The following is a 16,298-nucleotide window of genomic DNA, read 5'->3' as shown; positions in this document are numbered from 1 at the left end:
CTTCGTTTTGCTATTCGTGAAGGTGGTCGTACTGTTGGTGCCGGTATCGTCTCTAAGATCATTGAATAAATAATGCTTGTTAAAGGGGTGTTAAAAGTGTTTTAGTTTTGAGAGTTAGGGGTATAGCTCAGTTGGTAGAGCGGCGGTCTCCAAAACCGCAGGTCGCGGGTTCAAGTCCTGCTGCCCCTGCCAAAGGGGGATTTTACATATAAGGGAGTGGATTTTGCTGCCTTTTTCGCTTTTTTTGATATGGGGCTTGTTTTTTTGTGTGTGAAACGGTATTGAATAGAAAGTAAGGAAATTGCATAAGTCTGAAAGTTGGCTTTTGCATTTTTTCCTGTTTATTTTGTTCTATAAAACACAATAGGACTAGAGAGAGTATAGTGTGACGATGGCATCTAAAACCAATCCGATTACCTTTTTGAAACAGGTTTATGCAGAAACAATTAAAGTGAAATGGCCTACACGTCGTGAGACGGTTATTTCTACTATTATGGTTTTGTTGGTAACTGCATTGGCTTCAGCTTTCTTTTTTATTGTGGATCAGGTTATGCATTTTGGTGTTTGGCGGGTTATTGATCTTCTGAAATATCTTTTTAGTTGAGAATGTAAGGAAGTGTGACTGTGGCAGCTCGTTGGTATATTGTTCAGGCATATTCAAATTTTGAAAAGAAAGTAGCGGAAGCTATTGATAAGGAGGCAAAGCAAAAGGGACTTGATCATCTTTTTGAAAAGATTTTTGTTCCAACAGAGCGTGTTGTAGAGGTTCGTCGTGGACGCAAAGTTGATACTGAGCGAAAATTTTTTCCTGGTTATGTTCTTGTTCGTGCTGAGTTAACAGATGAAGTTTATCATCTTATTAAGAATACGCCTAAAGTGACAGGTTTTTTAGGGTCGGATGCGCGTCCTGTTCCTATTTCTGATCGAGAGGTTGAGCAAATTCTCAAACAAGTTCAGGAAAGGGTTGAGTCTCCAAAGTCCTCTGTATTGTTTGAGGTTGGAGAGCAAGTTCGCGTTGCTGATGGTCCTTTTGTTTCGTTTAATGGAATTGTTCAAGAGGTTGAAGAAGAGCGCTCTCGTCTTAAGGTTGAAGTGCTTATTTTTGGGCGTCCTACGCCTGTTGATTTGGAATTTGGTCAGGTTGAAAAACTCTGATTAAACTTAGAGTAGTTTTAATTACTTTAAGGAAGGAGTGGGAGGTGATTTATAGCTTTTGTCGGCTTAATGATCCGAACCACGTGACTGCAAGCGGGTAACGGGCAAGATGAATTGTCAGTATACCAGTGAAATTAAAGGCAGATTGTTATGGCAAAAAAAAGTATAGGTCAGCTTAAGTTGCAGGTTCCTGCAGGAGCTGCTACTCCATCTCCACCGATTGGTCCAGCTCTTGGGCAGCGTGGTATTAATATCATGGAATTTTGTAAGGCGTTTAATGCAGCGACACAAGAAATGGAAAAGGGGGCACCGATTCCAGTTGTTATTACGTATTACCAAGATAAGTCTTTCACGTTTTCTCTCAAGACGCCTCCTGTATCATTCTTTTTAAAGAAGGAAGCAAACCTGAAATCTGGCTCAAAAGAGCCTGGTAAAGTGTCTGTAGGAAGCATTTCTCGCGATAAAATTCGTTCGATTGCGGAATCAAAGATGAAAGATCTTAATGCGAATGACATTGAGGCAGCAATGCGTATGGTTGAAGGTTCTGCTCGCTCGATGGGCTTGGAAGTGGTGGGCTAATATTATGGCAAAAGTAGCAAAAAGAATAAAAAATATCCGAAAAGATATTGATTTTAATGAACTTTACGCTTTAAAAGATGCCGTTTCAATGGTTAAGGAGCGTGCCGTTGCTAAGTTTGATGAAACAATCGAAATTTCAATGAACTTGGGTGTTGATCCTCGTCATGCTGATCAAATGGTTCGAGGCGTTGCTCATTTGCCTAATGGGACAGGGAGAAATATTCGTGTTGCCGTTTTTGCTCGTGGGGATAAGGCTGAGGAAGCTAAGGCGGCAGGAGCTGATATTGTGGGTGCCGAAGATTTGTTTGAAAGCGTTAATAGAGGGACTATAGACTTTGATCGTTGCATTGCAACGCCAGACATGATGCCTCTTGTTGGTCGTCTTGGTAAGATTCTTGGTCCACGGAGTTTGATGCCAAATCCGAAGGTTGGTACTGTAACACTTGATATCGCCGGTGCTGTCAAAGCTTCTAAAGGTGGTGCTGTTGAGTTTCGTGTGGAAAAAGCTGGTATTGTGCATGCTGGTATTGGTAAGGCTTCTTTTGGTGTTGAAAAAATCGTAGAAAATATAAAAGCCTTTGCAAGTGCAGTTATTAAAGCCAAACCGCAAGGTGCAAAAGGTGAATATATTAAACGCGTTGCTGTTTCGTCGACTATGGGAGTTGGTGTTAAAGTTGATCCAGCAACGGTTCGTTCAGAGTTAATGTAAGCTGATTTATGATTTTGTTTTTTGGGGTATGGGAATATCAAAATTGTATTTTAAAGTGCTGGTTTTGATCAGCATTTAGCTATCTAAGCTTTATAGGGCTTAGGTTGTGCCGGGAGAAATTCCGGAATATCCTGTCCGAGATTGTAGGTGATACTTTTAAGTATCTTAATCAAAAAAAACCTGCATGAGACTGGGGTAAAAACTGAGAGTTAAAAGACTTAAAGGGTTTGAGCCAAGGTTGCCTTTGAACGCTGTGCGTGAAAAAGGGGACAGGATCCTCATCGGTGACATGAAGTATTTTATGTTATCAAAGGTAACCAACAGGTTTGTTTTAAGTAAATCTGTTAAATGGAGAGAGACAGTGAATAGAGCGGAAAAACGCGAATTTGTTACATGGCTTAACGAGGCTTTTCGGAAGTCTGGTTCTGTTGTTGTTGCACATTATTCCGGTCTGACAGTTTCACAGATGAATGATCTGCGTTCGAAAATGGGTGAAGCTGGCGGTGCCGTTAAAGTCGCCAAAAACCGTCTTGCTAAAATCGCTCTTCAGGGCACGGAATCTGAATCGATAGTGGGTTTGTTTACTGGACAAACACTTATTGCTTATTCAGAAGATCCAATCACAGCACCGAAAGTTGCTGTTGATTTTGCGAAAAGCAATGACAAATTTGTCATACTTGGCGGTTCAATGGGTGTAACAAGTTTAACTGTAGATGCTGTGAAGTCATTGGCTTCATTGCCTTCATTAAACGAGTTGCGTGCAAAACTTGTGGGTATGATTTCTACCCCTGCGACCCGTATTGCACAGGTTGTTAATGCCCCTGCTGGTCAGGTTGCACGTGTCATTGGAGCATATGCTCAGGAGGATAAGGCGGCTTAAGGCTGTTTGTGTTCACGTTTATGGAAGAGCTTTAATGCTTTTCTGTTTTTTTGGATAAAATTTAATAATGGTTCAAATCTTTTAATTGAAGGAATTTAAAAATGGCTGATCTAGAGAAGATCGTAGAAGACCTTTCTAATCTAACCCTTTTGGAAGCCGCTGAGCTTTCTAAGTTACTTGAAGAAAAGTGGGGAGTTTCGGCTGCTGCTCCTGTAGCTGTCGCTGCTGTTGCTGGTGCTGCTGCTCCAGCTGCTGAAGAAAAAACAGAATTTGATGTTATTCTTGTTGAAGGTGGCGCACAAAAAATTAATGTTATTAAGGAAGTTCGTGCTCTTACTGGACTTGGTCTTAAAGAAGCTAAAGATCTGGTTGAAGGTGCACCTAAGCCTATTAAAGAGGCTTCTTCTAAAGAAGAAGCAGAAAAAATTAAATCTCAACTTGAAGCTGCTGGTGCTAAAGTGGAACTTAAGTAAATTTAATTTTATCGGCGGGCATTTATGTTCGCCGATTTCTTTCTCTTAATACAAAGAGGGAAAATAATGAGTAAAAAACCTTTTCCTAATGGTTTCGTAACAGGAATGGGATAGGTTTAGATTACTTACTCCTTCATCATAGAGTCAAAAAGATAAATGGCTTATGTTGGTGGGGAAAGTTAATGATGCTCATTATTGAGTGTCAAGTGAACTGGTCTGCATATGCAGGTTAATGATATAAGGCTTTCAAGGTTGGTCTACCTTGAAGAGTAAAGATCAAGGAGCGACGATGGCTCAGACTCACGCAATGATGTCTCAATTCAATGGTCGTAAGCGCGTACGCAAATTTTTTGGTAAGATTCCTGAAGTAGCAGAAATGCCGAATCTTATTGAGGTTCAAAAAGCGTCATACGATCAGTTTCTCATGGTTGAGGAACCGAAAGGTGGACGACCAGATGAAGGTTTGCAAGCTGTTTTTAAATCTGTTTTTCCTATTTCAGATTTTTCCGGTACAGCTATGCTTGAGTTTGTAGGTTATGAATTTGATTTACCAAAATTTGATGTTGAAGAGTGCCGTCAACGTGATTTAACTTATGCTGCCCCATTAAAGGTCATATTGCGTTTGATTGTTTTTGATGTTGATGAGGATACTGGCTCCAAAGATATCAAAGACATTAAAGAGCAAGGCGTTTATATGGGCGATATGCCTTTAATGACGACGAATGGTACCTTTGTTGTTAATGGTACGGAGCGTGTTATTGTTTCTCAGATGCATCGTTCTCCTGGTGTCTTTTTTGACCATGATAAAGGAAAGTCCCATTCATCAGGAAAGCTTCTTTTTGCTGCTCGTGTTATTCCGTATCGTGGTTCTTGGCTTGATATTGAGTTTGATGCTAAGGACATCGTTTATGCGCGTATTGATCGACGGCGCAAAATTCCTGTTACAAGTCTTTTGATGGCATTAGGTATGGATGAGTCAGATATTTTATCAACGTTTTATGATAAAGTGACTTATGAGCGTGATGGAGAAGGATGGCGAGTTCCTTATTCTGTTGATCGCTTTAAAGGAATGAAGCTCATTTCTGACCTTATAGATGCAGATAGTGGTGAAGTCGTTGCGGAGGCTGGTAAAAAATTAACAGTTCGTACTGCGAAGTCTTTGGCAGAAAAAGGACTTAAAGCGGTTAAAGTTAGTGAAGATGATTTATTAGGTTGTTATCTAGCTGAAGATATCGTCAATTACGAAACAGGTGAAATCTACCTTGAGGCTGGTGATGAAATTGACGAAAAAGTATTAAAAATTTTGCTTGATGTTAGTGCTGATCAAATCAATATTCTTGATATTGATCACATGAATATTGGCGCTTACATCCGCAATACTTTGAAGGTGGATAAAAATGAAAGTCGGCAGGATGCGTTATTTGATATTTACCGAGTAATGCGTCCAGGTGAGCCTCCAACAATCGATACAGCAGAAGCAATGTTCCATTCATTGTTTTTTGATCCAGAGCGTTATGATCTTTCTGCTGTTGGGCGTGTTAAGATGAATTTGCGTATGGATCTTGATTGTCCAGACACAGTTCGCATTTTACGCCAAGAGGATATTCTTGCTGTTGTTAAGATGTTGGTTGAATTGCGTGATGGACGTGGTGAAATTGATGATATTGATAATCTTGGCAACCGTCGCGTTCGTTCCGTTGGGGAGTTGATGGAAAATCAATATCGCATTGGTCTTCTTCGTATGGAGCGTGCGATAAAAGAGCGTATGTCATCGGTTGAAATTGATACAGTTATGCCACAGGATTTGATCAATGCAAAGCCTGCTGCAGCAGCAGTTCGTGAGTTTTTTGGGTCTTCACAATTGTCGCAGTTTATGGATCAAACCAATCCATTGTCGGAAATTACCCATAAGCGCCGTCTTTCTGCTCTTGGTCCAGGCGGTTTGACTCGTGAACGTGCGGGCTTTGAAGTCCGTGACGTACATCCTACGCATTATGGTCGTATTTGTCCGATTGAAACACCAGAAGGCCCAAATATTGGTCTAATCAACTCCTTAGCAACATTTGCGCGAGTTAACAAATATGGCTTTATTGAAAGTCCATATCGAAAAATTATTGATGGAAAAGTTACAAAAGAAGTTATTTATCTTTCAGCGATGGAAGAAGCAAAGCATTATGTCGCTCAGGCTAATTCTTCATTAGATAGCGAAGGTCGTTTTATAGAAGAGTTTGTTGTTTGCCGTCATGCTGGTGAAGTTTTAATGGCGCCGCGTGATCATGTTGATTTGATGGATGTTTCACCAAAACAGTTGGTTTCAGTTGCAGCAGCGCTTATTCCTTTTTTGGAAAATGATGATGCGAATCGTGCACTTATGGGATCAAACATGCAGCGTCAGGCAGTTCCTCTTGTACGCGCTGAAGCACCATTTGTTGGGACGGGAATGGAATCCATAGTTGCGCGCGATTCAGGAGCTGCTGTGAGTGCAAAACGTAGTGGTGTTGTTGATCAAGTTGATGCTACCCGTATTGTTATCCGTGCAACAGAAGATTTAGATCCTTCAAAATCAGGCGTTGATATTTACCGCTTACAGAAATTTCAGCGTTCTAATCAGTCCACTTGTATTAATCAGCGTCCTCTTGTAAATGTTGGTGATAGGGTAGAAAAAGGTGATATCATTGCAGATGGTCCATCCACGGATCTTGGTGATTTGGCTCTTGGGCGGAATGTTCTCGTAGCCTTTATGCCTTGGAATGGATACAATTATGAAGATTCTATTTTGTTATCCGAGCGCATTGTTGCTGATGATGTGTTTACTTCAATTCATATTGAGGAATTTGAAGTTGCGGCACGCGATACAAAACTTGGGCCTGAGGAAATTACGCGCGACATTCCTAATGTTGCGGAAGAAGCGTTAAGAAATCTTGATGAAGCTGGCATTATTTATATTGGTGCTGAAGTTCAACCGGGTGATATTTTAGTTGGAAAGATTACCCCAAAAGGTGAAAGTCCTATGACGCCGGAAGAAAAGCTTCTGCGTGCGATTTTTGGGGAAAAGGCATCCGATGTTCGTGATACTTCTATGCGTATGCCTCCTGGGACTTTTGGTACTGTTGTTGAAGTTCGCGTTTTTAATCGCCATGGCGTGGAAAAAGATGAACGTGCGATGGCAATTGAGCGTGAAGAAATTGAGCGTTTAGCAAAAGACCGTGATGATGAACAGTCTATTCTTGATCGCAATGTTTATTCGCGCCTCACCGATATGTTGACAGGTAAAGTTGCTGTAGAAGGTCCGAAAGGCTTTTCGGGCAGCAAAAAGCTTGATAGTACAGTGATGGGGCATTATCCACGATCCCAGTGGTGGCAATTTGCTGTTGAGGATGAAAAACTTCAAAATGAAATTGAAGCTTTGCGCAAGCAATATGATGAATCAAAGGAAGCATTACAACGTCGCTTTATGGATAAAGTTGAAAAGGTCCAAAGAGGTGATGAAATGCCTCCTGGTGTCATGAAAATGGTGAAGGTTTTTGTGGCTGTGAAGCGTAAAATCCAACCAGGTGATAAGATGGCGGGACGTCACGGAAATAAGGGTGTTGTTTCACGTATTCTTCCCGTAGAAGATATGCCGTTTCTTGAAGATGGGACCCATGCTGATATCGTCTTGAATCCGCTTGGTGTGCCTAGCCGTATGAATGTTGGACAAATTCTTGAGACGCACCTTGGTTGGGCATGTGCGGGGATGGGCAAGAAGATTGGTGATTTGTTAGAGTTGTACCAAGAGACTGGGGATATATTGCCGCTGCGTCAGCGTATTGAAAATCTTATGCCTGATGATAATCATAATGAACCAGTCCGTCAGTATGATAATGAAAGCCTCTACAAATTGGCATTACAGATGAAGAAAGGGGTTTCAATTGCAACGCCTGTTTTTGATGGAGCACATGAGTCTGATATTAACATGATGCTGGAAGACGCAGGCTTAGATAGTTCAGGGCAGGTTAGGCTTTATGATGGTCGTACTGGGGAGCCTTTTGATCGTCCAGTAACGGTGGGATATATTTACATGTTGAAATTGCATCACCTTGTTGATGATAAGATTCATGCACGTTCTATAGGTCCCTATTCACTTGTTACGCAGCAGCCATTAGGAGGTAAGGCACAGTTTGGTGGTCAGCGTTTTGGTGAAATGGAGGTATGGGCACTTGAAGCTTATGGTGCTGCATACACTTTGCAGGAGATGCTAACAGTAAAATCGGATGATGTGGCTGGGCGGACAAAAGTCTATGAGGCAATTGTGCGTGGTGATGATACATTTGAGGCAGGGATACCCGAAAGCTTTAATGTGTTGGTAAAAGAAATGCGCTCACTTGCTCTTAATGTGGAGCTTGATGATGCGCGTGAACTTATTGCACAGCGGGCATTGTCTGATACGGCAGAGTGATAATTCAAGGAGCGCACTGGAAAAAGGCTGCGCTCTTATTACTTTAAGAGGCTCAATAACCTTATTAAGGCTATACAGGTCGTTTTTAAAAGTAAATGTATTTTAAAGAAGATCTGTTATAAAATAAATGAGATATTACAACAGGTTCTAAGAATCTTTGAAGGAGAACAGCATGAACCACGAGGTCATGAATCTTTTCAATCCTCAAGCGCCAGCGCAGACATTTGACTCTATTCGTATTTCTATTGCGAGTCCTGAGAAAATTTTGTCCTGGTCGTATGGTGAGATTAAGAAGCCTGAGACTATTAATTATCGGACTTTTAAACCAGAACGTGATGGTCTTTTTTGTGCACGTATATTTGGCCCTATTAAGGACTATGAGTGTCTATGTGGCAAATATAAACGCATGAAGTATAAGGGCATTATTTGTGAAAAATGCGGTGTAGAGGTTACTCTTTCGCGCGTACGTCGTGAGCGTATGGGGCATATTGAACTTGCGGCACCTGTTGCACATATATGGTTTCTTAAATCATTACCAGGTCGTATTTCTACACTTTTAGATTTAACTTTAAAAGATATTGAGCGGGTTCTTTATTTTGAGAATTATATTGTAACCGAACCAGGATTGACATCTCTTAAGCTCCATCAGCTTCTTTCTGAAGAAGAATATATGCTTGCTATTGATGAGTTCGGAGAAGATCAATTTACAGCTATGATTGGCGCTGAAGCTATTTACGAGCTTTTAGCTAGTATGGAGTTAGATAAAATCGCTAATGATTTGCGTCTCGAATTAGCTGAAACAACTTCAGAGTTAAAGCAGAAAAAATTGATTAAACGACTTAAAATCGTTGAAAATTTTCTTGAATCTGGAAATAAGCCAGAGTGGATGATAATGAAAACAATTCCGGTTATTCCACCGGATTTGCGTCCATTGGTTCCGCTTGATGGTGGGCGTTTTGCGACATCAGATCTGAATGATCTTTATCGGCGTGTTATTAATCGTAATAACCGCTTGAAACGGCTGATTGAATTGCGTGCTCCTGGAATTATCGTGCGCAATGAAAAGCGTATGGTACAAGAAGCTGTTGATGCATTGTTTGATAATGGACGGCGTGGGCGTGTGATTACTGGAGCCAATAAACGTCCTCTCAAGTCTCTATCAGATATGTTGAAGGGCAAGCAAGGACGGTTTCGTCAGAACTTACTTGGGAAGCGAGTTGATTACTCGGGGCGTTCTGTTATCGTGACGGGTCCTGAATTAAAATTGCATCAATGTGGTCTTCCTAAAAAAATGGCTCTTGAATTATTTAAGCCTTTTATTTATGCGCGGCTTGATGCAAAAGGCTATTCATCAACGGTAAAGCAGGCAAAGAAGCTTGTTGAAAAAGAACATCCAGAAGTTTGGGATATCTTGGATGAGGTTATTCGTGAACACCCTGTTTTACTCAACCGTGCGCCAACATTGCACCGTTTGGGGATTCAGGCTTTTGAACCTATCTTAATTGAAGGCAAAGCTATTCAACTTCATCCACTGGTGTGTACTGCTTTTAATGCAGATTTTGATGGTGATCAGATGGCGGTTCACGTTCCGCTTTCTCTTGAAGCACAGCTTGAAGCCCGTGTTTTGATGATGTCCACCAATAATATTCTTCATCCGGCCAATGGTGCTCCCATTATTGTTCCCTCACAGGATATGGTTCTTGGTCTTTATTATCTTTCAATTGTTTCTGAAAAAGAACCAGGTGAAGGAATGGCCTTTTCTGATATAGGTGAGCTTCATTATGCCTTGGAAAATAAGGTTGTAACGCTTCATACGAAGATTAAAGGCCGTGTTAAGAATATTGGGAAGGATGGAAAAGAAGTTTCTAAACTTTATGATACGACACCTGGTCGTTTGATTATCGGTGAGCTTTTGCCAAGAAGTGCGGATATCTCATTTGATATTGTCAATCAAGAGATGACGAAAAAGAATATTTCTAAAATGATTGATCATGTTTATCGGCACTGTGGACAAAAAGAGACGGTTATTTTTTGTGACCGTATTATGCAGCTTGGCTTTTCTTATGCTTGTCGTGCAGGAATTTCATTCGGTAAGGATGATATGGTTATTCCTGATAGTAAGTCTCGTTTAGTTGCAGAAACAGAAGCTTTGGCTAAGGAGTACGAACAGCAATATAATGATGGTTTGATTACACAAGGTGAAAAATACAATAAGGTTGTAGATGCTTGGGGTAAATGTACAGATCGCGTTGCAGATGAAATGATGAAACGTATTCAAGCCGTCGATTTTGATCCTAAAACAGGTCGTCAACGGCCGATGAATTCGATCTATATGATGTCGCACTCTGGTGCTCGTGGTTCTGCTAACCAGATGAGACAATTGGCCGGTATGCGTGGATTAATGGCAAAACCATCGGGTGAAATTATTGAAACGCCCATTATTTCAAATTTTAAAGAAGGTCTAACTGTTAATGAGTACTTCAATTCCACGCATGGTGCACGTAAAGGACTTGCTGATACTGCGTTAAAGACGGCGAACTCTGGTTATTTAACACGGCGTCTTGTTGATGTTGCACAGGATGCTATTATTTCAGCAGTTGATTGTGGTACCGCAAAAGGGCTTACCATGCAGCCGATTGTTGATGCAGGACAAATTGTTGCCTCCATTGGGCAAAGAATTCTTGGTCGTACAGCGCTTGTTGATATTCTACATCCTGTCTCTGGAGAGGTTATCCTTGAAGGTGGAGCAATGATTGAGGAAGCTGATGTTGCGAAGATTGAAGCAGCTGGGATTCAATCTGTTCAAATTCGCTCTGCTTTAACATGTGAAACACGTCTTGGTGTTTGTGCAAAATGCTATGGTCGTGATTTGGCGCGTGGAACACCTGTTAATCAGGGAGAAGCCGTTGGTGTTATTGCTGCTCAATCCATTGGTGAGCCGGGAACACAGCTTACTATGCGTACTTTCCACTTAGGAGGAACTGCGCAGGTTGTTGATTCATCGTATTTAGAGGCATCTTATGAAGGTAAGGTGGAGATTCGTAATCGTAATGTGGTTCGTAACTCTGAAGGCCAATTGGTTGTTATGGGGCGTAATATGGCTATCCTTATCAAGGATGAGTTAGGAAAAGAGCGCGTTGTACATCGTGTTAGCTATGGTGCTCATATTTTTGTTGATGATGGTGATGTGGTTAAACGTGGCCAACGTATAGCAGAATGGGATCCTTATACACGTCCAATTTTAACGGAAGTTGAAGGATATGTGGGTTTTGAAGATATGGTTGATGGTCTATCTGTCACTGAAACAGCTGATGAATCTACGGGTATTACAAAGCGTTTGGTGATTGATTGGCGCGCTAATCCACGTGGTGCGGATCTTAAACCAGCCATTATTATTCACACAGATAAAGAAGGTGAATCCATTGCTAAATTGTATAAGGGAGGTGAAGCCCGTTATATGATGTCAGTGGAAACTATTCTTTCTGTTGAGCTTGGTGCTCATGTTAAGGCTGGTGATGTTATTGCTCGTTTGCCAATGGAAAGTGCCAAGACGAAAGATATTACGGGTGGTTTACCACGTGTGGCTGAGCTTTTTGAAGCGCGTCGTCCAAAGGATCATGCGATTATTGCTGAAGTAAGTGGTACGATTCGATTCGGCCGTGGTTATAAGAATAAACGTCGTATCATTATTGAACCAAATGATGAAACTCTTGAGGCAGTAGAATATTTGATTCCAAAAGGTAAGTTGTTTCACTTCCAAGAAGGCGATCAAATTGAAAAGGGAGATTATATCCTTGATGGTAATCCAGCACCTCATGATATCTTGGCGATTAAGGGGGTTGAAGCTTTGGCATCTTATCTTGTTAATGAGATTCAGGAGGTTTATCGTTTACAGGGAGTTCTTATTAATGATAAGCACATTGAAGTGATTGTTCGTCAAATGTTGCAAAAAGTTGAAATTACTGAATCTGGAGATTCTGGTTATATTCCAGGTGATAATGTTGATCGTATTGAACTTGATGAAATCAATGATAATTTGATTGCAGAAGGGAAGAAACCAGCATCTGGTAATCCCATTCTTCTTGGAATTACAAAAGCTTCTCTTCAAACGCCTTCTTTCATTTCGGCGGCATCGTTTCAGGAAACAACACGTGTTCTTACTGAAGCAGCAGTTTCTGGTAAAATTGATACTTTGCAAGGACTTAAAGAGAACGTTATTGTCGGTCGTCTTATTCCAGCAGGTACAGGTGGTACGATTTCTCAAATCCGTCGTATTGCTGCGGTTCGTGATGATTTGATTGTAGATGAGCAGCGTAAGTCTAGTAATAACGAAGTGGCTAAGGCTATGTTGACAAATATGACAACCGGGGCCGTTGCTGAATAATTTAAATACAACATCACATAATATAAAAACGTCTGAATAGAAAGTTCAGACGTTTTTTTATCTCAAAATGCAGAAGTTACATATTTTCTTGAAAATGTCAAAAATTATAAGGCGACAGTTATTTGGAACGTCTTTAGTAGCTTATTATTTTGTAATGATGTTTATCTTTTTTGTTACTTTATTTTAAAGTTTCTTAATTTCTAAAAGCAGTATAGAATTTTTCCAAAATATGTAAAACTCAAAAGCCATATTCAAGGAAAAGAGTGATTATCTACAAATCAAATAATGATTGATTTTGAATTTTAGGAAAATTTTTGATTGATATCTTCTATAAAGATTTAAAAGGACTTATAATGAAAGGTCAATAGTCTTTTCTGTAATCTAAAAAATAATTGATTCTCTACTATACAATGCTTGTATGATAAGAATGTATTTTCTTATAAATTAGAATGCAGGAAAGTAGAGATTAGGGTGCTTACTAAGTTTTTTATAAAAAATAGACACATTTCTTATAACAATGTGATCTATGCAGACAGAATGATAAAATGTACGAATATTATTCAATTGGAAAATTAACACGTGAGTTTTCAATAACAGCTCGAACTTTGCGTTATTATGAAGAAGAGGGACTTCTTAGTCCTTTTCGGCGTGGAAGTACACGGCTTTATACACAAACGGATCGTCATAAGTTAAAGCAAATACTGCGTGCTAAAAGAGTTAAATTTTCGTTGTCTGAAATATCTGATATGTTGACAATAGTTGGAAAACCACCAGATGATGAGAAAAAGCTTAAGAAATTAATTGCAGGAATTCATAAAAAACGAGCTGATTTAAAGCAGATGCAGCATGATGTTGATGATCTTCTACAGGATTTAGAACGAATTGAGGAGAGTTTTTTTGAGAGCTTAGCGGAGTTGGGGGTTAGTCATTGATTATAAAATTTATTTTGTCTGCTTTTAGACAATTTTCTTTCTCTTAAAAGGGATAGGTTATACTATCTCTAAGGGGGATATTTAACACTGCGTGAAATGTGTAAGTCATTTAAAGAAATAGAGTGTTTGAAAAAGCTGCAAAGGTATTTTCGCAGTATATTGTCCTTGATAAGAAAAAATTATTTTTCATAAAGAAAGTAAAAACAATGACAGTTTCTCCTATGAGTGTTTTTCAATCTATTTTGTCACGAAAGTCAATTCGCGCTTTTACTGATCAGCCAGTTAGTTTGGAAACAATCAAAGAAATCTTAAAACTTGCAGCACGTGCACCATCTGGAACAAATATTCAGCCATGGCAAGTGATTGTGCTTACAGGAAGTGTATTACAGAAAGTAGGGCAAGAGCTTTCACAACTTGTGCTTTCAGGTGTAAAAGGAGAGCGTGAATATAGTTATTATCCACGTCAGTGGCGTGAGCCTTATATTTCAAGGCGTCGAAAAGTTGGTTTGGATCTTTATCAGAGTCTTGGAATTCAAAAAGGAGATAAAGAAAAAATACTTCATCAAAAGGCGCGAAATTTTTTATTTTTTGATGCACCTGTAGGACTCTTATTTACAATGGATCACGACATGGAAATAGGGAGTTGGCTTGATTTGGGTATGTTTATGCAGACCATTATGTTAGCTGCACGTGGATTTGGATTAGATACCTGTCCTCAAGCTGCTTTTGCTGATTATCATAAACAGATTCGTACGCTTTTATCTATTCCTTCTGATCGCCATATTATCTGTGGTATGGCACTTGGTTATCGCGATATGAGTGCTCCAGAAAACAAGTTTGAGACAGAACGAGAATCGTTAGAAAACTTTGTACGTTTCATTGAAACATACCCATAAAATATTTCATACAATTAAGCATACGTTTTGAAGAACTTAGTGCATTATGAAAAATATTTCCGATAAGATTTCTCATCCTTATTGAATTTTAATATTGCATATTAACACTTATTTTACTACGCTTGGAACATTAGGAGTGGTGACTCTAGGGGCATTGCCCGTTTTGAAGGTTGGCTAATGGAAAACACTATAGAAAGAAAGTGTTGGGTGGTAGCAAGACGAGCGACATTCGTGTTTATTGCTGTTATTTTTTTAGTTTATCTCGCAATTTGATTTTAAACGGGAAAAACGTTATGAAAAAGCATATATGCTCAAACTGTACTATAGTTTTGAGGTGATACGTGTTTCTATCTGTTTTTGAACTTTTTAAAATTGGGATTGGTCCTTCTAGCTCACATACGATGGGACCGATGACAGCTGCTAATATGTTTTTGCAAAAGATAGGAGATTTTTCTCAGTCGTCTGATATTCAAGTTTCTCGTATACGTGTTTATCTTTATGGTTCGTTAGCTTTCACGGGTATTGGTCATGCAACAGATAGGGCTATCATATTAGGACTTTTAGGAGAAAAAGCTTCTACTGTTGATCCTGATAGCATGGGGTTTCTGTTAGAAAAAGTTATACGTGAAAAAAAAGTGCAACCAGAAGGCCATCCCGCTTATCAGTTTGATGTGCAATGTGATCTTATTTTTGAACGAAAGCAAATCCTCCCTGGACATACAAATGGACTAGCCTTTGAAGGACTTAATACTGATGGGAATGTTCTGTTGCGGCAGATTTATTATTCTATCGGTGGTGGCTTTGTTGTGACTGAGGATGAATTAAGCCATATGAATGATAATATACAACCAGAAGCATTTGAGGTACCATATCCATTCGATTCTGCTTGTACAATGTTATCAATGGCAGAAAAATCAGGACTTTCAATTGCTGAAATGAAGCGCTTAAATGAAGAAACAAAGATAGAGCGTTCTTCTCTTGATGTAGGGCTTGATGAAATTTTTTCAGCGATGACAAATTGCATTGATAGAGGTCTTTCACAAGAAGGTGAGTTGCCTGGTGGATTGCGTGTTCTAAGGCGTGCTAAAAAGCTGCATGAAACGCTTTTGGAAAATCAAAGGAAAAATCACAATTATCCACTTTGGGCAAATGATTGGCTTTCGGTATATGCTATAGCAGTCAATGAGGAAAATGCAGCAGGTGGTCGTGTTGTTACAGCACCAACAAATGGCGCAGCTGGTGTTGTCCCAGCCGTTTTGCGTTATTATCTTCAATTTAATGATGATTCAGATCGAGAGGGAATACATAATTTTCTATTAACGGCAGCAGCTATAGGCGGTGTTATCAAACATAATGCCTCTATTTCTGGTGCAGAAGTTGGGTGTCAAGGTGAAGTTGGAACGGCATCTTCAATGGCCGCAGCAGGGTTGACCGCAGCATTAGGTGGAACACCAGCTCAAATTGAAAATGCGGCAGAAATTGCGCTTGAACATCATTTGGGAATGACATGTGATCCTGTTGCAGGTCTTGTACAAGTTCCTTGTATTGAGCGTAATGCAATGGGAGCTGTTAAGGCGGTAACGGCTTCTTCTCTTGCATTATATGGTAATGGAGATCATTTTGTTTCTCTTGATGCTTGTATAGAAACAATGCGCCAGACTGGTCATGATATGAGTGAACGCTATAAAGAGACAAGTAAAGGTGGTCTTGCAGTCAATGCAATATCTTGTTAAGAGCTAGAACATTTTTCAATCCATAACTGGACGTTTTGGAGAAGAATCGTATTTCCTGATAAAGCTTATGTTTTTTGTTCCTTATAAATCAAAACTCCAAGTTAATTCAGCAGCATGCT

The 16,298-nt window shown here is 39.8% G+C and carries 11 protein-coding genes, 1 tRNA gene and 1 pseudogene; all 13 read left to right on the top strand.

The window, feature by feature from the left end; all coding sequences use genetic code 11:
• Window positions 1-69, top strand: a pseudogene (locus ACFILU_RS00520) (elongation factor Tu); the annotation flags it as partial.
• 47 nt (window positions 70-116) lie between these two features.
• Window positions 117-192, top strand: a tRNA-Trp gene (locus ACFILU_RS00515).
• 199 nt (window positions 193-391) lie between these two features.
• Window positions 392-604, top strand: a complete 213-nt coding sequence (gene secE, locus ACFILU_RS00510; RefSeq protein WP_273790652.1) for a preprotein translocase subunit SecE — start codon at window positions 392-394, stop codon at window positions 602-604.
• A 20-nt stretch (window positions 605-624) separates the two neighbouring features.
• Window positions 625-1,155: a transcription termination/antitermination protein NusG gene (gene nusG, locus ACFILU_RS00505; RefSeq protein WP_273790740.1), complete on the top strand. Its 531-nt coding sequence runs from the start codon at window positions 625-627 to the stop codon at window positions 1,153-1,155.
• Window positions 1,156-1,305: 150 nt separating this feature from the next.
• Complete coding sequence (rplK, locus tag ACFILU_RS00500; protein WP_273723157.1) at window positions 1,306-1,734, top strand: 50S ribosomal protein L11; 429 nt, start codon at window positions 1,306-1,308, stop codon at window positions 1,732-1,734.
• A gap of 4 nt (window positions 1,735-1,738) precedes the next feature.
• Window positions 1,739-2,443 carry a 50S ribosomal protein L1 gene (gene rplA / locus ACFILU_RS00495; RefSeq protein WP_375631242.1) on the top strand — a complete coding sequence of 235 codons (705 nt, stop codon included), beginning with the start codon at window positions 1,739-1,741 and terminating at the stop codon, window positions 2,441-2,443.
• Between the two features lie 361 nt (window positions 2,444-2,804).
• A complete protein-coding gene (gene rplJ / locus ACFILU_RS00490; RefSeq protein ID WP_375674339.1) occupies window positions 2,805-3,323 on the top strand; it encodes a 50S ribosomal protein L10 in 519 nt (172 codons plus the stop codon).
• A 101-nt stretch (window positions 3,324-3,424) separates the two neighbouring features.
• The gene (rplL, locus tag ACFILU_RS00485) at window positions 3,425-3,796 is read left to right on the top strand and encodes a 50S ribosomal protein L7/L12 (protein WP_375674338.1); all 372 of its coding nucleotides are present in this window, start codon (window positions 3,425-3,427) and stop codon (window positions 3,794-3,796) included.
• Window positions 3,797-4,085: 289 nt separating this feature from the next.
• Window positions 4,086-8,234, top strand: coding sequence for a DNA-directed RNA polymerase subunit beta (rpoB, locus tag ACFILU_RS00480; RefSeq protein WP_375674337.1), 4,149 nt, complete (start codon window positions 4,086-4,088; stop codon window positions 8,232-8,234).
• Window positions 8,235-8,406: 172 nt separating this feature from the next.
• On the top strand, window positions 8,407-12,618 hold the full coding sequence (rpoC, locus tag ACFILU_RS00475; protein ID WP_273790656.1) for a DNA-directed RNA polymerase subunit beta': 4,212 nt from the start codon (window positions 8,407-8,409) through the stop codon (window positions 12,616-12,618).
• Between the two features lie 545 nt (window positions 12,619-13,163).
• Window positions 13,164-13,550: a MerR family DNA-binding transcriptional regulator gene (locus ACFILU_RS00470; protein ID WP_375631240.1), complete on the top strand. Its 387-nt coding sequence runs from the start codon at window positions 13,164-13,166 to the stop codon at window positions 13,548-13,550.
• 206 nt (window positions 13,551-13,756) lie between these two features.
• Entirely contained in the window at window positions 13,757-14,446 is a 690-nt protein-coding gene (locus tag ACFILU_RS00465; RefSeq protein WP_375674340.1) for a nitroreductase, read from the top strand.
• Between the two features lie 341 nt (window positions 14,447-14,787).
• A complete protein-coding gene (locus tag ACFILU_RS00460) occupies window positions 14,788-16,179 on the top strand; it encodes an L-serine ammonia-lyase (RefSeq protein WP_375631239.1) in 1,392 nt (463 codons plus the stop codon).
• Window positions 16,180-16,298: the final 119 nt, after the last annotated feature.

The organism is Bartonella sp. CL100XZDX (assembly GCF_042195375.1).
Taxonomy (GTDB): Bacteria; Pseudomonadota; Alphaproteobacteria; order Rhizobiales; family Rhizobiaceae; genus Bartonella.
This window is presented reverse-complemented; position numbering and strand designations above follow the sequence as displayed.